Origin of the sequence: Nonomuraea polychroma (assembly GCF_004011505.1) — a bacterium.
Classification (GTDB): Bacteria; Actinomycetota; Actinomycetes; order Streptosporangiales; family Streptosporangiaceae; genus Nonomuraea; species Nonomuraea polychroma.
Genome location: NZ_SAUN01000001.1, coordinates 9,429,461 through 9,450,337, shown reverse-complemented (window position 1 = coordinate 9,450,337; position 20,877 = coordinate 9,429,461). Strand labels below are relative to the sequence as shown.

At 67.0% G+C, this 20,877-nt stretch carries 18 protein-coding genes and 1 tRNA gene; 10 read left to right on the top strand and 9 right to left on the bottom strand.

Annotated elements, in window-relative coordinates:
* A complete protein-coding gene (locus EDD27_RS43500; protein ID WP_127937893.1) occupies positions 1–180 on the top strand; it encodes a helix-turn-helix domain-containing protein in 180 nt (59 codons plus the stop codon).
* Entirely contained in the window at positions 177–1,361 is a 1,185-nt protein-coding gene (locus EDD27_RS43495; RefSeq protein ID WP_127937891.1) for a tyrosine-type recombinase/integrase, read from the top strand. The genes EDD27_RS43500 and EDD27_RS43495 overlap by 4 nt, the downstream gene beginning before the upstream one ends.
* 63 nt (positions 1,362–1,424) lie before the next feature.
* Here EDD27_RS43495 and EDD27_RS43490 read toward each other — a convergent pair.
* The 9 genes from EDD27_RS43490 to dnaA all read right to left on the bottom strand — a co-directional run bounded on the left by EDD27_RS43490 (position 1,425) and on the right by dnaA (position 13,213).
* A tRNA-Ile gene (locus EDD27_RS43490) sits at positions 1,425–1,501 on the bottom strand.
* A gap of 135 nt (positions 1,502–1,636) precedes the next feature.
* Positions 1,637–2,380 carry a DUF3566 domain-containing protein gene (locus EDD27_RS43485; RefSeq protein ID WP_127937889.1) on the bottom strand — a complete coding sequence of 248 codons (744 nt, stop codon included), beginning with the start codon at positions 2,378–2,380 and terminating at the stop codon, positions 1,637–1,639.
* A 3-nt stretch (positions 2,381–2,383) separates the two neighbouring features.
* A complete protein-coding gene (gene gyrA / locus EDD27_RS43480; RefSeq protein WP_127937887.1) occupies positions 2,384–4,882 on the bottom strand; it encodes a DNA gyrase subunit A in 2,499 nt (832 codons plus the stop codon).
* Positions 4,883–4,897: 15 nt separating this feature from the next.
* Positions 4,898–6,841 (bottom strand): DNA topoisomerase (ATP-hydrolyzing) subunit B, encoded by a 1,944-nt coding sequence (gene gyrB / locus EDD27_RS43475; protein WP_127937885.1) that lies wholly within the window; start codon positions 6,839–6,841, stop codon positions 4,898–4,900.
* 349 nt (positions 6,842–7,190) lie between these two features.
* A complete protein-coding gene (locus EDD27_RS43470; protein WP_338324692.1) occupies positions 7,191–7,685 on the bottom strand; it encodes a DciA family protein in 495 nt (164 codons plus the stop codon).
* Positions 7,675–8,919 (bottom strand): DNA replication/repair protein RecF, encoded by a 1,245-nt coding sequence (recF, locus tag EDD27_RS43465; protein WP_127937883.1) that lies wholly within the window; start codon positions 8,917–8,919, stop codon positions 7,675–7,677. Before recF ends, EDD27_RS43470 begins: the two co-directional genes overlap by 11 nt.
* A gap of 49 nt (positions 8,920–8,968) precedes the next feature.
* A complete protein-coding gene (gene gnd / locus EDD27_RS43460; RefSeq protein ID WP_127937881.1) occupies positions 8,969–9,913 on the bottom strand; it encodes a phosphogluconate dehydrogenase (NAD(+)-dependent, decarboxylating) in 945 nt (314 codons plus the stop codon).
* A 46-nt stretch (positions 9,914–9,959) separates the two neighbouring features.
* Entirely contained in the window at positions 9,960–11,099 is a 1,140-nt protein-coding gene (gene dnaN / locus EDD27_RS43455) for a DNA polymerase III subunit beta (protein ID WP_127937879.1), read from the bottom strand.
* 542 nt (positions 11,100–11,641) lie between these two features.
* The gene (gene dnaA, locus EDD27_RS43450) at positions 11,642–13,213 is read right to left on the bottom strand and encodes a chromosomal replication initiator protein DnaA (protein ID WP_127937877.1); all 1,572 of its coding nucleotides are present in this window, start codon (positions 13,211–13,213) and stop codon (positions 11,642–11,644) included.
* A 446-nt stretch (positions 13,214–13,659) separates the two neighbouring features.
* On the opposite strand from dnaA, the gene rpmH reads away from it, so the two are divergent.
* The 8 genes from rpmH to EDD27_RS43410 all read left to right on the top strand — a co-directional run bounded on the left by rpmH (position 13,660) and on the right by EDD27_RS43410 (position 19,495).
* A complete protein-coding gene (rpmH, locus tag EDD27_RS43445) occupies positions 13,660–13,797 on the top strand; it encodes a 50S ribosomal protein L34 (protein WP_043614899.1) in 138 nt (45 codons plus the stop codon).
* 154 nt (positions 13,798–13,951) lie between these two features.
* Positions 13,952–14,314 carry a ribonuclease P protein component gene (gene rnpA / locus EDD27_RS43440; RefSeq protein WP_127937876.1) on the top strand — a complete coding sequence of 121 codons (363 nt, stop codon included), beginning with the start codon at positions 13,952–13,954 and terminating at the stop codon, positions 14,312–14,314.
* Positions 14,311–14,601 (top strand): membrane protein insertion efficiency factor YidD, encoded by a 291-nt coding sequence (gene yidD / locus EDD27_RS43435; RefSeq protein ID WP_127937874.1) that lies wholly within the window; start codon positions 14,311–14,313, stop codon positions 14,599–14,601. The genes rnpA and yidD overlap by 4 nt, the downstream gene beginning before the upstream one ends.
* Positions 14,602–14,605: 4 nt before the next feature.
* Positions 14,606–15,556 (top strand): membrane protein insertase YidC, encoded by a 951-nt coding sequence (yidC, locus tag EDD27_RS43430; RefSeq protein WP_127937872.1) that lies wholly within the window; start codon positions 14,606–14,608, stop codon positions 15,554–15,556.
* Positions 15,557–15,576: 20 nt separating this feature from the next.
* The gene (locus tag EDD27_RS43425) at positions 15,577–16,065 is read left to right on the top strand and encodes a Jag family protein (protein ID WP_127937870.1); all 489 of its coding nucleotides are present in this window, start codon (positions 15,577–15,579) and stop codon (positions 16,063–16,065) included.
* A 345-nt stretch (positions 16,066–16,410) separates the two neighbouring features.
* Entirely contained in the window at positions 16,411–17,082 is a 672-nt protein-coding gene (gene rsmG / locus EDD27_RS43420; RefSeq protein ID WP_127937868.1) for a 16S rRNA (guanine(527)-N(7))-methyltransferase RsmG, read from the top strand.
* 236 nt (positions 17,083–17,318) lie between these two features.
* The gene (locus EDD27_RS43415; RefSeq protein ID WP_241564563.1) at positions 17,319–18,158 is read left to right on the top strand and encodes a ParA family protein; all 840 of its coding nucleotides are present in this window, start codon (positions 17,319–17,321) and stop codon (positions 18,156–18,158) included.
* A gap of 374 nt (positions 18,159–18,532) precedes the next feature.
* Complete coding sequence (locus tag EDD27_RS43410) at positions 18,533–19,495, top strand: ParB/RepB/Spo0J family partition protein (protein ID WP_127937866.1); 963 nt, start codon at positions 18,533–18,535, stop codon at positions 19,493–19,495.
* Positions 19,496–20,877 lie beyond the last annotated feature (1,382 nt).

Below are 20,877 nucleotides of genomic sequence, written 5' to 3'. Positions count from 1 at the left end.
ATGACCAGTCTCGCTCTTTCGGTCGAAGAAGCGGCGGCCCAGCTCCGTGTGAGCCGCTGGACGCTCTACAAGTTCATTCGCTCGGGCCAGCTCAAGTCCTTCAAGGCCGGACGGCGTCGTCTGATACCGGCTTCGGCACTCAACGATCTCGTGGATCTCCTCATGGAAGAGGCTGCATGATGACCGCCAAGACCCTGGTCGGGGCTGCCGACGAGCAGCCACGGAAGAAGATCCGTCGCAAGCGTGCGAACAACGAGGGCACGGTGTACCAGCGCGCTGACGGCACATGGTGTGGACAGGTCTATGTCCTCACTACGGACGGCACCGAGAAGCGCAAGACGGTCTACGGCAAGACCGCTGACGAGGCGCGGGCAAAGATCGACGACTTGAAGTCCAAGTCACGCCAGGGCGTTCCCGTCGCCAACCGGTCTTGGAAGGTGGGGGAGTACCTCGACTACTGGCTGAACGAGGTTGCCCGTCACTCCGTTCGCAAGACGACCTATGCCAAGTACGAGACGATCGTTCGTCTGTACCTCAAGCCGCGGCTCGGCCGTAAGAAGCTGAATAGGCTCACGGTCGCCGATGTCCAGACGTTCCTGAACGGCATGCTCAACGGAGATCACGCGATCGGGACGATACACGTCATGCGGAACGTCCTCAGCGCTGCGCTCACGCGCGCGATGCGCGAGGAGATCCTTACGCGCAACGTCGCTCGGCTGGCCACACTCCCCGCGCTCGACCCACAGCGCAACCGGCCGTGGACGGCTGATGAGGCACGGGCCTTTCTCCAGGCCGCCCGCGCCGATCAGCTCTACCCGGCCTTCGTGCTACTCCTGGTGTACGGCCTTCGCCGCGGTGAAGCTCTGGGACTCCGTTGGGTGGATGTGGACTTCGACGAGGGGCACGTACACATCCGCCGGCAGCTCGTCCGGGTGGGCAAGGAACTGCACCATGGGCCGGTGAAGACGAACGCCGGCAAGAGATCGCTTCCCCTCCTTGGCATGGTCCGGGAAGCCTTGGAGGTCCAGCGACGCGGGCAAGAGATCATGCAAGAGCAGGCGAAGGAGGACTGGATGGATACGGGGCTGGTCTTCACCACGAGATCAGGGCTCCCGATCGAACCTCGTAACCTCGCGCGCTCGTTCGCCCGGATCGTCAAGACGGCGAAACTCCGCACCATTCGCGTTCACGATCTGAGGCACACCGCTGCCTCGCTGCTCAAGAAACTGGGGGTCGCACCGCGTGATGCGATGGAGATCCTCGGCCACAGCCGCATCTCGGTCACGATGGAGATCTACACCCACGGTGACGGAGAGAGCCGGGAAAATGCGATCAAGATGGTCAACGGGCTGTTCGAGTAAGCCTGTTGCAGTACCAGTTGCAGTAAAACGCCCCGAAGCTTGATCGCTTCGGGGCGTTTTCGCTGGTGGGGCTACCAGGACTTGAACCTGGGACCTCTTCCTTATCAGGGAAGCGCTCTAACCGTCTGAGCTATAGCCCCGCGCACCGAACGGTACCGCATCCGCAGATCGGAGGCGAACCGGTTGTTCGGAACGAGAAAAGCTTACCGCCTCCGGCAGGCTGCTCGCGCCGTACTCGCCCCCGAGCACGCCCCGAGCAGCCCGCCTGACACGCGTTACTCGGCCTCGCTGAAGGTCACCTCAACGCCTCCGACCAGGTCGGAGGAGATGTTGTAGATGACCGCCCCGAGCGTGGAGAGTGCCGTGATCAGAACCACGTTCACGGCACCGATCAGCGCGGTGTACCCCAGGATCCGCACCGGCTCGAACCAAGAGGCGATGTCGATGGGGATCGAGCTCTGCCCCTGCTCACCCTGCCCGAGCTGGTTGACCAGGTCCACGATCGAGTCGAACACCCCCAGGGCGGACAACACCCCGTACAGGACGGCCACGGCCACGAACAGCACCACGAAGCACACCAGGGAGACCACGAAGCTGAACTTCATGGCCGACCACGGCTCGATGCGGCGCAGGACCAGGTGGGCCTTGCGGGGCAGCCGGCCGGCGCCGCCGCTCGACGACTTCTTCTTCGTCAGCTCGACCGCGGGCGGGGCCTCGGTGGCCAGCGAACGGATGCGGACGGTGTCGTTGCCCTCTGCCTGCTGCCCAGGCGCGGGCGCAGGGGCAGGGGCAGGGGGCCCGGGAGCAGGAGCGGGCCCGGAGGCGGGGGCCTGCGACCGCTGCTGCTGCCCGTCTTCCTTGGGCTTGGGCTTGGGCGGGACAGGCTTGCCCTGCGCGGGCGAGGTGGTTTCCTGTTCTTCGTCGACCGGGTTGAAAATCTCGGTTTCTGCGGGCTTGTTCGGTTGCTGTCCGTTACCCGAAGTCGCCTTCGTCCTTGCGGGACCACCCTGGGCGCTCATGGACTACTCTCCTCCCCCGTCTTCCTCAATTTCCACCGAAGTCTCCATCGACTCCGCGTTTCGGGCGAGGGCCACCACGCTGTCGCCTTCAGCGAGATTCATCAATCGCACTCCCATGGTCTGGCGGCCGGACTGCTTGATCTCGCCGGCACTCGTCCGGATCACCCCGCCGGCGGACGTGATCGCGAAGACCTCGTCCTCTGGGTTGACCATGACGGCTCCGACCAGCTTGCCACGGGAGCTCACGATTTTTGCCGTGAGCACCCCTCTACCGCCACGGCCCTGAACTGGATACTGCTCGACTGGCGTCCGTTTTGCGTACCCACCCTCGGTGGCGATAAGCACATCTTGACCGTCGGCCATCCGATTCATGGAAAGAAGTTCGTCACCTTCGAGGAACCTCATTCCGATGACACCGCTGGTCGCCCGGCCCATGGGGCGAAGCGCCTCGTCGGAGGCGGTGAACCTGATCGACTGGGCTCCCCTGGAGACCAGCAGCAGGTCGTCGGTCTCGGAGACCAGTCGGGCTCCGATGACCTCGTCGTCCTCCCGCAGGTTGATCGCGATCAGACCGCCGGACCTGGGGGAGTCGTACTCGGACAGGCGGGTCTTCTTGACCAGGCCGCTGCGGGTGGCCAGGACGAGGTAGGGGGCGACGTCGTAGTCGCGTAGGTCGAGAACCTCCATGACTGTTTCGTCGGGCTGCATGGCAAGAAGGTTCGCCAAATGCATGCCGCGAGCGTCACGCGCGCCTTCAGGAAGCTCGTAAGCCTTGACGCGGTAAACCCGGCCCTTGTTCGTGAAGAACAGCAACCAGTGATGCGTCGTGGTGACGAAGAAGTGGTCGACGATGTCGTCCTGGCGTAGCTGCGCTCCGCGTACGCCCTTGCCGCCCCGCTTCTGGGCGCGGTAAAGGTCGGTCCTCGTGCGCTTGGCGTAGCCACCGCGGGTGATGGTGACGACGATCTCGTCCTCGGCGATGAGGTCCTCGATCGACATGTCGCCGTCGTAGGCGATGATCTCGGTCTTGCGCTCGTCGCCGTAGCGGCCGACGACCTCGGCCAGCTCGTCGTTGATGATCTCGCGCTGGCGGGCCTCGCTGGCGAGGATCGCGTTGTACTCGGCGATCTGCGTCATCAGCGAGTCGAACTCGTCCTGGATCGCCTGCCGCTCCAGGGCGGCGAGCTTGCGCAGCTGCATGTCGAGGATGGCCTGCGCCTGCACCTCGTCGATCTCCAGCAGCCCCATGAGGCCCTGCTGGGCGTGCGAGGCGGACTCCGAGGCCCGGATCAAGGCGATGACCTCGTCGAGCCGCTCCAGAGCCTTCAGCAGCCCGCGCAGGATGTGCGCGCGCTCCTCGGCCTTGCGCAGCAGGTAGCGGGTCCTGCGGACGATGACCTCGACCTGGTGCGCCACGTAGTGGCGGATGAACTGGTCGAGGCGCAGCGTGCGCGGCACACCGTCGACCAGCGCCAGCATGTTGGCGCCGAAGGTGTCCTGCAGCTGGGTGTGCTTGTAGAGGTTGTTGAGGACGACCTTGGCGACCGCGTCGCGCTTGAGGACGATGACGAGGCGCTGACCGACGCGCGAGGAGCTCTCGTCGCGTACGTCAGCGATGCCCGTGAGCTTGCCCTCGCGTACGAGCTCGGCGATCTTCAGGGCGAGGTTGTCAGGGTTGACCTGGTACGGCAGCTCGGTGACGACCAGCGCCTGCCGCCCCTTGTCCTCCTCGACCTCGACCACGGCGCGCATGGTGATCGAGCCGCGCCCGGTGCGGTAGGCGTCCTCGATCCCGCGCCGGCCGACGATCAGAGCCTTGGTCGGGAAGTCCGGCCCCTTGACCAGCTTGATCGACGCTTCGAGCAGCTCCTCGTCACTGGCCTCGGGGTTTTCGAGGTACCACTTGACCGCCGCGGCGACCTCGCGCAGGTTGTGCGGCGGGATGTTGGTCGCCATGCCGACGGCGATGCCGCCCGAGCCGTTGACCAGCAGCTGCGGGAAGCGCGCCGGCAGGACGTCCGGCTCCTGCGACTTGCCGTCGTAGTTGGGACGGAAGTCGACGGTCTCCTTGTCGATGTCCCGCAACATCTCCATGGCGATGGGCGCGAGCTTGCACTCCGTGTACCGCATCGCCGCCGCGGGGTCGTTGCCGGGCGAGCCGAAGTTGCCCTGCCCGTCGACCAGCGGGTAACGCAGCGACCACGGCTGGGCCAGGCGGACCAGCGCGTCGTAGATCGAGGTGTCGCCATGTGGGTGATAGGTGCCCATCACGTCGCCGACGACGCGGGCGCACTTGAAGTAGCCGCGGTCGGGACGGTAGCCGCCGTCGTACATGGCGTAGAGCACCCGCCGGTGCACCGGCTTCAAACCGTCGCGCACGTCCGGCAGCGCCCTGGACACGATGACGGACATCGCGTAGTCCATGTAACTGCGCTGCATCTCGGACTGGATGTCCACCGGCTCGATGCGGTCAGCCGGGGGAGTGGTGTTCACGTCGGTCACAGGTAAAGGTCCTTCTTAAACGTCGAGGAAGCGCACGTCACGGGCGTTGCGGATGATGAAGTCGCGCCGGGCTTCCACGTCCTCGCCCATGAGCACGCTGAACAGGTCGTCGGCCTGCGCCGCGTCGTCGAGCGTGACCTGGCGCAGCAGCCGGGTCTCCGGGTTCATCGTGGTCTCCCAGAGCTGGCTCGCGTTCATCTCGCCCAGACCCTTGAAGCGTTGTACGTTGTCGCGCGGCCGAGGGTCCGGCTTGCCGTTGGCGATGCCGTCGGCGATGACCGCGTCGCGCTCGGGGTCGGAGTAGGCGTATGAGGCGTCCTCGCCCTTACGGTCCCACTTGATCTTGTAGAGCGGCGGGCACGACAGGTAGACGTGACCGGCCTCGATCAGCGGCCTCATGAACCTGAACAGCAGCGTCAGCAGCAGCGTGTTGATGTGCTGGCCGTCGACGTCGGCGTCGGCCATGAGGATGACCTTGTGGTAACGCAGCTTGGCGATGTCGAACTCGTCGTGCACGCCGGTGCCCAGGGCGGTGATCAGCGCCTGAACCTCGTTGTTCTTCAGGACCTTGTCGATCCTGGCCTTCTCCACGTTGAGGATCTTGCCGCGGATCGGGAGGATCGCCTGGAAGCGCGAGTCGCGGCCGCCCTTGGCGGAGCCGCCGGCCGAGTCGCCCTCGACGATGAACAGCTCGCACTTCTCCGGGTCGTTCCACTGGCAGTCGGCCAGCTTGCCCGGCAAACCGCTGCCGGACTCCAGCAGCGACTTGCGCCTGGTCAGGTCGCGGGCCTGGCGGGCGGCGATGCGGGCGCGCGAGGCCTGCAGCGACTTGTTGATGATGTCCTTGGCCTCGCCGGGGTTGCGCTCGAACCAGTCGCGCAGGTGGTCGTTGCAGGCCTTCTGCACGAACGACTTGGCCTCGGTGTTGCCCAGCTTGGTCTTGGTCTGGCCCTCGAACTGCGGGTCCGACAGCTTGACCGAGATGATCGCGGTCAGCCCCTCGCGGACGTCCTCACCGGTGAGGTTGTCGTCCTTGCCCTCCTTGAGGAACTTCTGCTCGCGCGCGTAGCGGTTGACGATCGTCGTCAGCGCCGCGCGGAAGCCCTCCTCGTGGGTGCCGCCCTCCGCGGTGTTGATGACGTTGGCGAAGCTGTAGACGGACTCCGAGTAGGAGTTGTTCCACTGCATGGCGATGTCGACCGCGAGCCCGTCGCTCTCCTCCTCGAAGGAGATGATCGACGCGTGCGCCGGCTCCTTCTTGGCGTTGAGGTGCTGCACGAAGTCGGCAAGGCCGCCCTCGTAGCAGTAGGTGACGGTCTTCGGCTCGCCGTTGACGTGGTCGGGACGCTCATCGGTCAGCGTGATCGTCAGGCCCTTGTTGAGGAAGGCCATCTCCTGGAAGCGCCGCGAGAGCGTCTCGTAGTTCCACGTCGTGGTCTCGAAGATCTCCGGGTCCGGCCAGAACGTGATCGTGGTGCCGGTCTCGTCGGTCCCCTCGCCCTTGGCCAGTGGCGCGACGGGCTTGGAGTGCTCGTAGCGCTGGCGCCAGTAGTGGCCGTTCTGCTTGACCTCGACGTCCATGGCGGTGGACAGCGCGTTGACGACGGCCGAGCCGACGCCGTGCAGGCCGCCGGAGACCGCGTAGGACTGGCTGTCGAACTTGCCGCCCGCGTGCAGCGTGGTCAGCACGACCTCGACGGCGGAGCGCTTCTCCACCGGGTGGATGCCCGTGGGGATGCCGCGCCCGTTGTCGACCACGCGCACGCCGTTGTCGGCCATGAGCGTGATGTCGATGCGGTCGGCGTAGCCGGCCAGGGCCTCGTCCACCGCGTTGTCCACGATCTCTTGGACGAGGTGGTGGAGGCCACGCTCCCCGGTGGAGCCGATATACATACCTGGTCGCTTGCGAACCGCCTCAAGTCCTTCGAGTACGGTGATTGAGCTAGCGTCGTAGGACAACTGCGAAATCCTCCTGCCGCGGACACGCGGCTGGGGAGGCCATCAAACTGCGAAGCTGCCCCTGCCGTGCCCGTCACCGTCGTGAGTGCCCCGATGCGCGGTCACCCAGGGGAGTCGGCTTGCTGCCGGGGTGACACGCAAGCGGACGTGTCCGGAATCCTTTTTCATTCTACCGCTTCCGGAGACTCAAGGTGGCATTGAACGCGCCTGTGATGCCCGCTAGCTCGTTTTGCCCCCGGTCCAGCATCCCCCCTCCGGAAAGGGGGCCTATCGCCTCTGCGGCTGTCTGATCGCTCCCGGCGCCCAACCGTTGCCATGCAAAGCGCCTCCTGCGGATCGCGGCCGGCCGCTACCCGTAGGTGTCCCTTGGCCCTCTGCTTCCGGTCACCCGCAATCCACCTGAAGGTCGCGGCGCGTTCTGCGGCGCCCTGACCTTGACCTTCGTCACGGTGCCGTCGCCCAGCTCCTCGTTGAGCCTGCGTACGAGGGTGCGGGCGAGCAGTCGCACCTGCGTGGCCCAGGCGGTCGAGTCCGCCGCGATGACCACCTCGCCGTCCTCGAAGGACTCGGGTTTGGTGTGGGCGGCCAGGTCAGGGCCCACGATGTCGGCCCAGCGACCGAACACCCCGCCGACCGCCGCCGACCGCTCCCAGCCGCGATCGGCCAGCAGGTCCGCGATCGCGCGCCCGAAAAGTTGTGGATCGCCGCCCTCCCTGCGGGGCCCTTTCCGCCTCGGCTCACGCCGGGGCAACTGGCCGCGCTTGGCGGCGTCCGCCTTGGCCTGGGCGAGCTTCTCCCTGGCCATGGCAGCGCCCCTGGCCGTGGGGTTGTCCTCATCGGACACGGGTCACGCTCCCCTCCGCGACGTCGAATCTGGCTCCTGTCAGCTCACGCGGCACGTCATCCGGTACGGCGGCCGTGATGAGCACCTGCTCGGCCGGCGCGACGATCTCGGCGAGCCGCCGCCTGCGCTGGCTGTCGAGCTCGGCGAACACGTCGTCGAGTATCAGCACGGGATCGTCGCCGTCGGCCCGCAGCAGGTCGTAGGCGGCCAGCCGCAACGCCAGCGCGAACGACCAGGACTCGCCGTGGCTGGCATACCCCCGCGCGGGCAGGTCCCCCAGGCCGAGGATCAGGTCGTCGCGGTGCGGGCCGACGAGGGTGACGCCGCGTTCCAGCTCCGACTGGCGGACCTCCAATAGCCGCTCCCGCAGCCGTTCTTCAAGGGTTTTCCCCAAGTCTGTGGATAACGTCTGTGTATCGAAAGATCCGCGCTCACCGGCGATTTCGCCCCCCGGACCCCCCTCATCGGCATCCCCACCTGTGGACAACGTGCTCCGGTACGCGAGCGTCGCCGGGGCGCTCGCCGGCGCCAGTGCGGCGTACGCGCCCGCCACCAGCGGCCGCAGCGCCTCGATGAGCTCCAGTCGCGCCCGCAGCAGCTCGGCGCCGTGCCTGGCGAGGTGGGCGTCCCACACCTCCAGAGTGCTCAGCGCGTCCCCTGCGCCCGCTGAGGCGAACGCGGTGTCGCTCTCCTGGCGACGGGCGCTCCTGCTGCCCCTGCGGGCCTGTGCGGCCGTGCGCAGCAGGGCGCCGCGCTGCTTCAGCACCCGGTCGTAGTCGGCGCGCACGCCCGCGAATCGGGGGGTCCTGGCCACCAGCAGGTCGTCGAGGAACCGGCGGCGCTCGGAGGGGTCGCCCTTGGACAACGCCAGGTCCTCCGGGGCGAACAACACCGTGCGCAGCAGGCCGACGACGTCGCGGGCCCTGGACACGGGGGAGCGGTTGAGCCGCGCGCGGTTGGCCCGGCCCGGGTTGATCTCCAGCTCGATGAGCGCCCGCCGGTCGTCCCTGTGGACGGCGCAGCGAATGATCGCCCGCGCGGCCCCTTGGCGTACGAGCGGGGCGTCGCTCGCCACCCGGTGACTCGAATGCGTCGCGACATAGCCGAGGGCCTCGACCAGGTTGGTCTTGCCCTGGCCGTTGGGCCCCACGAAGGCCGTGACGCCCGGCTCCAGGCCGAGCTCCACGGATGCGTAGGACCGGAAGTCGGTCAGCGACAGGTGGGCGACGTGCACCCCAAGAAGGTTAGTGCGCCTCGCCCATCACCGGGTCACGGCACGCTTGCTATCGCTCCGTCTCGCGCGGGGGCGTCACGTCCGCGCCGGGCGCGTCGGCGCCCTTGCCCGTGCTGCCCTCGGTCGAGGTGATCGCGTGGCCGCCGAACTGGTTGCGCAGCGCCGCGACCACCTTCATCGCGGGGGAGTCGTCCTGGCGCGAGGCGAACCTGGCGTAGAGCGCGGCGGTGATGACCGGCAGCGGGACCGCGTGGTCCACAGCCGCCTGCACCGTCCAGCGGCCCTCGCCGGAGTCCTGTGCATAACCGCGGAGCTGGTCGAGGTGCTCGTCGTCGTCCAGCGCCCGCACCAGCAGGTCGAGCAGCCATGAGCGGATCACGGTGCCGGTGCGCCAGCTCTTGAAGGAGCCCTTGACGTCCTTGACGACGTCGGAGGCCTCCAGCAGCTCCCAGCCCTCCGCGAAGGCCTGCATCATGCCGTATTCGATGCCGTTGTGGACCATCTTCGCGAAGTGTCCGGCGCCGACGTCGCCGGCGTGGACGAAGCCGTCCTCGCCCTCGGGCTTGAGCGTCTCGAAGATCGGCATCAGCCGCTGGACGTTGGCCTGGTCGCCGCCGCACATGAGCGCGTAGCCGTTCGTCAGGCCCCAGACGCCGCCGCTGACGCCGCAGTCGACGAAGCCGATGGCCTTCTCGGCGAGCTCGGCGGCGTGCTTCTGATCGTCCGCATAGTGGGAGTTTCCGCCGTCGATGACGATGTCGCCCTCGCTGAGCAGCTCTCCGAGGTCGTCGATCGTGGACTGGGTGGGCTTGCCCGCGGGGACCATGACCCAGACCACCCGCGGCGCAGCCAAGCGTTCGATCAGGTCTTTCAGGCTGGCCACGTCGCTGATCGACGGATCGCGGTCGTAGCCGACGACCTCGTGACCACCGCGGCGCAGCCGTTCGGCCATGTTGCCGCCCATTTTGCCCAGTCCGACCATGCCGATCTGCATGTTGTCCTACCCCCTTGTCAGGCTTCCATCATCCCCGATGACAGGTTCAGCCTGACAGGCGGATGGGCATGATCAGATAACGGTAGTCCGTGACGGCGCCGTCCTCCACGGGCTTGCCTCCGGTGAGGATAGCGGGCTTCGTGGACGTGGTCATCTGGAGCCTGGCCACGTCCGAGTCGATGGCGCCCAGGCCTTCCAGCAGGAACTGGTGGTTGAAGGCGATGTTCATGTCCTCGCCCTCGTAATCCACAGGCAGAGCCTCGACGGCCTGCGCCTCGTCGCCGCTGCCCGCCTCGAGCACGACCTCACCGCTCTTGAACGCCAGGCGTACCGGCGTGTTGCGCTCGGCCACCAGCGCCACGCGCTTGACCGCCTCCACGAACGGCCCTGTGGACAAGTCGGCGCGTGCGGAGAACTCGGTCGGCAGCAGCGACCGGTATTTGGGGAACTCAGGGTCGAGCAGCCGCGTGGTGGTCCGCCGGCCCGCGCTGGAGAAACCGATCATGCCCTCGCCGGTGCCGCCGGCGGAGCTGAGCGCGATCTCGACCTCCGCACCGGTCGTGCCGAGTGCCTTGGCCGTGTCGGCGAGCGTCTTGCCGGGGATCATCGCGATGGCCGAGAAGTCGGGCTGTCCCGGCTGCCACTTCAGCTCGCGTACGGCCAGCCGGTAGCGGTCGGTCGCGGCGAGGGTCACGGTGTCGCCCTCGATCTCCATGCGCACGCCGGTGAGCATCGGCAGCGTGTCGTCCCGACCGGCGGCAACGGCGACCTGGGCGACGGCGGAGGCGAACACGTCGCTGCCGACCCGGCCGGCGGCCGGCGGCATGGCCGGGAGCGACGGGTAGTCCTCCACAGGCATGGTGAGCAATGTGAATCGCGCGCTGCCGCACGTGACGACCGCCTTGGCGCCGTCCACCACGAAGTCCACAGGCTGTGCGGGAAGAGCGCGGGTGATCTCGGCGAGCAGCTTGCCGGAGACCAGGACCACTCCCGGCTCACCGGTGTGGAGTTCGAGCGTCACCTCAGCGGAGACCTCGTAGTCGAATCCGGACAGCTTCAGCCGCTGCTCGTCAGTGACCTCCAGGCGCATGCCGGCGAGCACGGGCACCGACGGGCGCGCCGGGAGGCTGCGTGCCGTCCATGCCACCGCCTCAGCGAGGACGTCTCGCTCGATTCGGAACATCACGGTGATCAGCCTCCTGGTTCGTCGTTGATTCAAGGATCTCAAGGATCCACCCTCCCGCGCTCGCGCTCCGGGAGAAGCCCAACTATGGGTCTTTGAGTTCTTAGTTAGAGATAGAAGAGGTCATCACACTAGGGGCTGTGGGAACTGTGGACAACCAGCGTTGTGGCTGGTCAGCGGCACTTTTTTCATCCACTGCGGTTGTGGGTGGAGCCTGGGGGAAACTTCGGCGCCTGGGGACGGCGAATTTTCGCCCACAGCTCTTCCCCAGATCATGGTCCGTTCATCCACGGGGGAAGCCGGGTTATCCACGAGGTTTCCACAGCTTATCCACGGGGTACGCGGCGCCCTTCTGGAGTCCCAGATCGATTGTTCACACGCTGTCCACACGTTATCCACGAGTCGTCCCCAGATCTGCTGGGGATGTCCCCACTGTTGTCCCCAGCCCCTGTGGGTGGATTTTTCACGCCATTGCCGGGCGTACGGCCGCGACCTTTCGGCGTTTCCGCTGCTCCACAGTGTTTTCCACAGGCTGTGCATGACTATCAAGATCCACGCTGTGTCTGCTTAATACGCATTGTCAGCTCGTTGACCTGGTTGTACATCGACCGCCGCTCGGCGATGAGCGACCGGATCTTGCGTTCGGCGTGCATCACGGTGGTGTGGTCGCGGCCGCCGAACTGCTGGCCGATCTTCGGCAGCGACAGCTCGGTCAGCTCGCGCGCCAGGTACATAGCGATCTGCCGGGCGGTCACGAGCGCCCGGCTGCGCGAGGTGCCGCACAGGTCGTCGATGCTGATGCCGAAGTAGTCGGCGGTCTCGGCCATGATCGCCGCGATCGTGATCTCGGTGTCCGACTCCGAGGTGATCAGATCCTTCAGCACCACCTCGGCGAGCTGCAGGTCCACACCCTGCCTGTTGAGGCTGGCGAACGCGGTCACCCTGATCAGCGCGCCCTCGAGCTCGCGGATGTTGGTGGAGATGCGGCTGGCGATGTATTCCAGCACCTCGGGCGGCGCGGCCAGGCCCTCCTGGATCGCCTTCTTCCTGAGGATGGCGATCCGGGTCTCCAGCTCGGGCGGCTGGACGTCGGTGATCAGTCCCCACTCGAACCGGTTGCGCAGCCGGTCCTCCAGCGTGATCAGTTGCTTGGGCGCGCGGTCGCTGGAGATGACGATCTGCTTGTTGGCGTTGTGCAGCGTGTTGAAGGTGTGGAAGAACTCCTCCTGCGTCTGCTCCTTGCCCTCCAGGAACTGGATGTCGTCCACGAGCAGGATGTCGATCGCCCGGTAGCGGCCGCGGAAGCCGTCGGCCTTGTGGTCGCGGATGCTGTTGATGAAGTCGTTGGTGAACTCCTCGGAGCTCACGTATCTGACCCGCGCGCCGTCGTACAGGCTTTGGGCGTAATGCCCGATCGCGTGGAGCAGGTGGGTCTTTCCCAGGCCGGAGTCGCCGTAAATGAAGAGCGGGTTGTACGCCTTCGCCGGCGATTCGGCGACAGCCACGGCCGCCGCGTGGGCGAACCTGTTGCTGGCCCCGATAACAAATGTCTCGAATGTGTACTTTTGATTGAGCCGGGCGGGTTCGCTGGGCTTGTTGCTCTTGGCTTCCCACCGGTTCGGCGCCGGTTCCGGCGCTTTCTCCACAGGCTGTTGTGCCTGTTCAAAAGTGAACCCGGGCTGTGGATACTCGGTGGATATGTGCGCCGACTCCGGCTGTGGAGAATAGAACTGCGGAGGCTCGGATGCCTGCTGGTGCTGGGGTTGCGGGGGCTGTGTAAAACGCGGCTGGCTCTCCACACCGTGGGGATAACTGTGAGCCACAGGCTGTTGATGAGAGTCGCCCGACGGCTGCTCGGGCGCCGTCGTGTCGATCATCACGGCCAGCCGCATGGTCCGGCCGAGCTCCTGGGAGAGTGCGTGCGCCACGAGTGGGCGCAACTTGCCCTCGATGAGGTCCTTGAGGAAGTCGTTGGGGACGCCGAGCACGATCGTGTCGTTGGCCAGGGCGATCGGCCGCACCATGGCGAGCCAGGTGCGCTGCTGGATCGGCACGTTCTCGTTGAGGAAGTTGCCCAGGGCCCTCGCCCATACCGTGCCGAGGTCGACACTGTTCACAGTGCGGTTCCCCCTCCTCCCTCTCGCGGCCCCCCGCGATCGTTTATCCACATGGTGCGCGCCGCCCGGTCGCTCAGCGGCCCTTCGTCCACAGCGTGGGGGCCGGGCGTCATGCCCAGGTCCTCCACAGGATCTCCACAAGTTGTGCACAGTGTTTCGGCGGGTCCAGAAGGGCCGACAGTAGCCCTGTGCACAGCTGTGTTCAAGACGTTGTCCACAGCGTAGTGGCACCTGGGTGCACATACTGTGGACGCCGCCGGGCGGTGGAAAACCCGCCTGTGGATCCGTGGATAAGCGTTCCGGTTTGACCTGGGGCGCCCTTCACCCGTAACGTACGACGGTCGGCTTGTCACGCGACGGCTATTTCGCGTGCCCTCGCTTCCCTGGCAGGCCATTCATGAGTGTTTCCGCGCCCGCTGGGCGCACCATTGACCTGGAGCCCACCCGTGAGCAAGCGTACTTTCCAGCCGAACAACCGTCGCCGCGCGAAGACCCACGGCTTCCGGCTGCGGATGCGCACCCGGGCCGGTCGTGCCATCCTCGCCGCTCGCCGCCGCAAGGGCCGCGAGAAGCTGTCGGCCTGATCGCCCTGCGCCCGATTGACGAGAGATCTGTCACGTGGACTACCGCCGCGGCCCTGACCGGGCACGACAGTAGGGAGGCAGTCCCACGAGCAGATTTCTCGTACCGATAGGAAGCCCGCCGGTGGATCTCGCCGGCGGGCGATAGGCGTATACGGTGTTGTCCCGGCAATCCCGCATGCGGCGCGGAGAGGATTTCGAGGCGGCGGTCCGGCGTGGCAAGCGCGCGGGTCGCCCGACCCTGGTGGTGCATCTCGGCACTACCGGGGAAGAGTCGCCTCTGGTGGGTTTCGTGGTGAGCAAGGCCGTCGGTGGTGCCGTTACCCGAAACAAGGTCAAACGGCGACTCCGACACCTGATGCGGGACCGTCTGCACCGGCTGCCGCGAGGTAGCCTGCTTGTGGTACGCGCCAATCCACCGGCCGCGTCCGCGCGATTCGAGCAACTGGCCGCCGAGCTCGATTCCGCGCTGGATCGTTTGCTCAGGCGGCGCGAGTCCTCGACGGGTGGACAGAGATGACGGAGCAGGCGCAAGAGGCGTCGAGCGAGGCGCCGAGCCTCGCAGCGCGGGTGCTGATCATCCCGATCCGGTTCTATCGGGCGTTCATCAGCCCGATGCTCGGTCCGCGCTGCCGTTTCTACCCGTCATGCAGTGCGTACGGGCTCGAGGCTATTGCCGTGCACGGAGCGGTGCGCGGCATTTGGCTGACAGTCCGGCGTATCGGGCGGTGCCACCCATTCCATCCCGGAGGTATAGACCCGGTGCCCCCACGCCCGGTCCGGTCTCACGAAACGCAAGGGAGATAGCTCGGTGGAGCTGTCCTGGCTGAGCTGGCTGTATCAAGCCGTAGCCCAAGTCATCATCTGGATCCATACTGGATTTAGCACGGTCCTCAACCCGGACAGCGGGCTGACCTGGGCGCTGACGATCATCACGCTGACCGTGTTCATGCGGATCCTGATCTTCCCGCTCTTCCTGAAGCAGATGCGCTCGTCGCGGAAGATGCAGGAGCTCGCCCCCAAGGTTCAAGAGCTGCGAAAGCGTTACAAGAACGACAAGCAGCGCATGAACCAGGAGGTCATGGCCCTCTACCAGGGAGCGGGCGCGAACCCGCTGGGCGGCTGCCTGCCCATCCTGGCGCAGTTCCCCATCTTCATCTCGATGTTCACCGTGCTCCAGAAGATGGCCAACGGTGACGCCGACTACGGCATGTCGCAGCAACTGGTCGACAGCGCACGGTCGGCGCACATCTTCGGCGCGCCGCTGCCGGCCAACTTCTTCATGTCCTCGGCGGACATCGAGGGCTTCGACGCGGGCGTCGTACAGACCAAGGTAGTCCTGGGGATCTTCGTCGCGATCAGCTCGCTGACGACGTTCCTCACCGTCCGGCAGAGCGTCACCCGCTCCATGGCGCAGATGCCGGACAACCCCATGGCGCAGCAGCAGAAGATCCTGATGTACATCTCGCCGCTGTTCGCCTTCTTCAGCCTGAACTTCCCGCTCGGTCTGATCATGTACTGGGTCACCACCAACGTGTGGACGCTCGGTCAGCAGCACTGGTTCTACAGCCGGCACCCGATGCCCGAGTTCGACGCCAAGGGCAACGTGATCCCCGTGCCGCCGAAGCAGGGCCTGATCGCCAAGCTCCGCAAGACCCCGCCGGAAGAGCAGGCGCCTCCGCCCCCGCCGGAGCCTAAGATCATCAGGCAGCAGCCGAGCCGCCAGCCCCGCAGCAAGCGCACCGGCAGCAAGAAGTCTTGAACACGAAGGAGGGGCCGGCCATGACCGAGGCCGAGCAGAAGAAGGCTCCTGATCTCGCCGCGCTCGAGCAGGAAGGCGAGATCGCTGCCGACTACGTCGAGGGACTTCTCGACATCGCCGACATCGACGGCGACATCGACATGGACGTCGAGGGCGACCGCGCCCTGGTCTCCGTGGTCGGGCTCAAGAGCACGGAGCTGGTGGGGCCTGGGGGAGAGGTCCTGGAAGCCCTGCAGGAGCTGACCCGCCTGGCCGTGCACCGTCAGACGGGGGAACGTTCGAGGCTGATGCTCGACGTGGCCGGTTATCGTGAGCGCCGGCGCGCTGAGCTGACCAAGCTGGGCACGGAGGTCGCCAGCCAGGTCAGGGACCGTGGCGAGCCGAAGTCGCTGCAGCCGATGACGCCGTTCGAGCGCAAGATCGTCCACGATGCGGTGGCGGCCGCCGGGCTCCGCAGCGAGTCCGAGGGCGAGGAGCCGCATCGGTACGTGGTGGTTCTGCCGGCCTGAAGGTCCGTCAATGCGGCCGTCTGCCCGTCGTTCACGCGGGGCAGGCGGCCGTTTTCTTTATCCTTGTACGTGGTGCGTTCGGATGGTATCTGCCGATATATGCACCTATATCCCTGTAAAGCACTATCCGGTGTCCGGTGTCTCGCCATGATGGCGGCGTGCTCGAGGGTCACCCGGGACCCGGCCCGCTAGTCTTCCTTTGTGATCGCCCAACTAGCCTTGGGTAGGGACCGACTCCGAACTTCAGGGGCAGGACCGGCGTGCGGACCTGTCCTCGCCTCGCCTCTCCTCGTCGGTGCGTTCACTCCGGGCTACGACCTAGCACCAAGAAAGGGCCATCAACCAGTGAGCGATGAGCTTCCGGCGCCGCCGGACATAGCGCGGGACGTCTTCGCCGGGGAGGCTTGGGATCGCGCCAACGCGTTCGCCGAGCTGCTGGCGGGTCCCGGCGTGGTCCGCGGGTTGCTGGGCCCGCGGGAGGTGCCGCGGATCTGGGATCGCCACCTGCTCAACTGCGCGGTGGTCGCCGAGGTCGTACGTCCGGACGTGCACCTGGTGGACATCGGGTCGGGCGCCGGATTGCCGGGGCTGGTGCTGGCGATCGTCCGGCCGGACATCACGGTCACGCTGCTGGAGCCGCTGCTGCGCCGTACCGTGTTCCTGGAGGAGTGTGTCGGGGCGCTCAAGCTCGGCAACGTCGAGGTGGTGCGGGGGCGGGCGGAAGAGCTGGCGGGCAAGCGGGTGTTCGACGTCGCGAGCGCGCGTGCGGTGGCGCCGCTCGACCGTCTCCTGAAGTGGGCGATGCCGCTGCTGCACGAGGGCGGCGAGCTGATCGCCATGAAGGGGGAGCGGGCCGCCGGCGAGTTGGCCGAGGCGGAGGAGCAATTGCGGGCCAGCGGAGCACGAACGGCTGAGCTTGTCACCGTCGGGCGCGGTAAGGTCGAGCCGCCTGCAACATTGGTTCGGGTGGTAGCGGGTCGTACGCCAGAGCAATCGAGGCGGCGACGAAGGAGGTGACGGTTGTGCCAGTCGCGTCAAGCGGCCTTGGATGGCCGGGCAACCGTCCGTCTGAGAGTGCAACCGGGGTTGGCTGGCCCGAAATGGGCGTGTCGCGACAGCCAATTCCCGGCACCGGCACACCATTGGTTGAAAGGATGGCGATCGTGACCCAGACCCCCCTGAACCCCGGCGATTCGCCGTTGGTACGAGAGGCGCTCAGCTCAGTGGTTTCACGTGAAACATCCGCAGCCCCGATGTCCGCTGCCCAGACCGGCGAGGCCGCCGGCGACGGCGACGGCACCTGGCCGCGCCCGTCCAAGTGCCGGGTGATCGCGGTCGCCAACCAGAAGGGGGGCGTCGGCAAGACCACCACGTCGGTGAACATCGCCGCCGCCCTGTCCATGCACGGGCAGCGCGTCCTCGTGGTCGACCTGGACCCGCAGGGCAACGCCTCCACGGCGCTGGCGACCGAGCACCGGGGTGACGTTCCGGACGTGTACCAGGTCCTGGTGGACGACCTCCCCATGGCGGACATCGTCAAGCAGGTCCCTGACATGCCGAACCTCTATTGCGCGCCGGCCACCATCGATCTGGCGGGGGCGGAGATCGAGCTGGTGTCCTTGGTGGCGCGGGAGGCCCGCCTCCGCCGGGCGCTGGCCGCGTACGACGCGATCGACCTCGACTACATCGTCATCGACTGCCCGCCGTCACTCGGCCTGCTGACGGTCAACGCGTTGGTCGCCGCGGACGAGGTCATGATCCCCATCCAGTGTGAGTACTACGCGCTGGAGGGCCTCGGGCAACTGCTCAGGAACGTGGACCTCATCAAGGCCCACCTGAACCCGACCCTGCAGCTGTCGACCATCGTCCTGACGATGTACGACGGGCGTACCCGGCTGGCCTCCCAGGTGGCGGATGAGGTGCGGGCGCACTTCGGCGACACGGTGCTCAACACGGTCATCCCGCGAAGCGTCCGGCTGTCGGAGGCGCCCAGCTATGGGCAGTCGGTCATGACGTACGATCCGGGGTCGAGCGGGGCGATGGCATACATGGACGCCGCTCGCGAGATAGCTCACCGCGCCATCGTGTCCTGACGATGGTCGCAGGATCGTTTTCCTTTCATCCCACTGCCGCACGGGGTGGTGCGGGGCGGATGGGTTCCGCTGCGCCTTGATCGGGGCGCGGAATCCAGGACACCGAACGCCTGTAGGGCGAGCACTGGTGCCAACTGGCCATGCATGTGTCCGACAGCGTCCGACCGTGCACACTTCGCGCGCGCACATGACGCCCGTACCGTCTGGGCCCCTATGCCGCCGCTGACCCGGGGACGGTCACGAGTTGGGCAGGTTTGTGACCGTGTCGGTGTAAATCCAATAGGACGGTGTGTGGCGAGGGGGCGCTCCGCCGGGCGCACAACGGTAACCTCTCCTGGAGTGACCGGAAACGGCCGGGTGGATGAGGAGACGTAGTGAGTCAGCAGCGGCGGGGATTGGGCAAGGGGCTCGGGGCGCTCATCCCGACCGGTCCCATTGTTGACGGCACGGGGGCGGTGGCGGCCCCGTCCGGCGGATCGCCGGCGGAGAACGGTCCCAGGCCGATTGCCGGAGCCTACTTCAAGGAGGTCGCCCTCAAGGCGATCGTCCCGAACCCTCGCCAGCCGCGTGAGATCTTTGATGAGGAGCGACTCGACGAACTGACCGCGTCCATCCGCGAAGTCGGTCTGCTGCAGCCCATTGTGGTTCGGTCGGTCGGCGGTGGTCAGTACGAGCTGATCATGGGGGAGCGGCGCTGGCGTGCCTGCCAGCAGGCCGGCCTGGATCCGATCCCTGCCATTGTCCGCAACACGCAGGACACCGACCTCCTCCGGGACGCCCTCATTGAGAACCTTCAGCGCGAGCAGCTGAATGCGTTGGAAGAGGCAGCCGCTTATCAGCAACTCCTTGACGATTTCCAGGCGACGCATGAGCAGTTGGCACAGAAGGTCGGGCGGTCCCGCTCTCACATCACCAACACCTTGCGGCTCCTGAACCTCCCGCCGGAAGTCCAGCGCGCTGTGGCCTCCGGCGTCATCAGCGCCGGCCATGCCCGAGCCCTCCTCGGCCTCGACTCCGCCGAGGAGCAGATCCAGCTGGCCAAGCGCATCAAGGCGGAGCTCCTTTCGGTACGGGCGGTGGAGGAGATCGTCTCCATGGGCAGCGCCAAGGCCGCCAAGAATGCGCCGCGCGAGCGGCAGTCGGCCAAGCCCACGGCACCCGGTCTGACCCATCTCGCCGACCGTCTCTCGGACCACTTCGAAACCAAGGTCAAGGTCGACTTGGGGCGTCGCAAGGGCCGGATCGTCGTGGAGTTCGCCACGATCGACGATCTGGAGCGCATCATCGGCACCATGGCACCCGAGGCGGTCCGGGCCATGCGGGAGTCGGAGGGCTGACCTGTTTCACGGTTTCACGTGAAACAGCGATCGCACGGCGTTGGCCTCCGATCACACGGCCACAGCAGCACCCACCCGCGCGCTGGCTTGCATGTCCACCGTGGTCTCACCAAAAGGCCCTTCAAGGCGTGGTGGCTGATGCCGGTGCCGCCCGCCATGCCACCCTTCGTTTCCGCCGCCAGCACCCGAAGGCCCAGGGTCATGCCGCGCCATCGCCTGCGGCGCCTTTGGCCGTACTCTCCAATTCGTCGGCTCATGATCACAGTAGCGACCGGCATTGTCGGGCGCCTTGGCGTCGGCCTCCTGGGGGGCGGGGTGGCCGACTGCCGCCGCGGTCGGTTGGCTCGATCGACAAAGCCCGCTCCGCCTGCTTGCGTAGGGCCGCTAGCGGGCGGTCAGTGCTTTGCGTAGGGTCGCTGGCGGGCGCACGCGGCCGCCAGCGCTTTGCAAAGGGCAGCCAGCAGGCGCGGGTCCGACCAGCGCCTTGCGCGGGGTGGCCCATCCCTGATCATGCGCCCAGGCAAGCAACTCCCGCACTGCTGGCGCCGGTCGCGCATCCAGCGCGTATCCGGGGACGGTGATCGTGTCTGCCCGGCGCGCCGCGTTCAGCCCTCCGGTCACGCGCACGGCGAAGCCCGCGTCCGTCGCGACGTCGCGGCTTCTCGGCGCACAATGTCAGGCATGCCTGGCCAGCGCTTTGGGCAGGGCCGCCAGCGGGCGGCGGACTCCCGGCGGGTCGCCGATGGGCGCGCGGTCGATGCTTTGTATGAGGCCAGCAGGCGTCCGGCGGTCGGCGCTTTGGCGGGTGGCCAGCGGGCGTGGCCGACTCCGCTTTGGCGGGGTGGGCAGCGGGCGGCGGACTCCCAGCGGGTCGCCGGTGGGCGCGCGGTCGACGCTTTGCGTAGGGCCGCCAACGGGTGTTCGCTCGGTCGGCGTTTTGCGGGGTGGGCAGCGGGCGCGGCCGACTGGCGCTTTGCGCGGGGCGGCCGCCGCCACGCGGCCGGATGCGTCCGATGGGCAACGACCGCGGCCGGTCTGGGCGATAGGCGGGCGGCGGTGTGCTCGTGGCTGGTCTCGGGCTCGCGGTGGCCCGGCCCGGATGGCGGTGGGTCACCGGCAGATGGCGGGGGACACCGGCCGACGGCGGGACACTGACAGGTGGTAGGGGATCGGCAGGTGGCCTCGTCCGCTGACCAACAGTCACGCCTGCATTGTCGGGCGCTTTGGCGTCGGCCTTATCGGCGGGGGCGGTTTGCCGACCGCCAGCGCCATCGTGGCGCTGGCGCGGGCGGGAATCGCTCGGACTCAGGATCGCCTGTTTCACGTGAAACATCGACCGCGCCGCGTGGTCGGAAGTCGCCGCCTCCGAGTGCTCCTCTGTT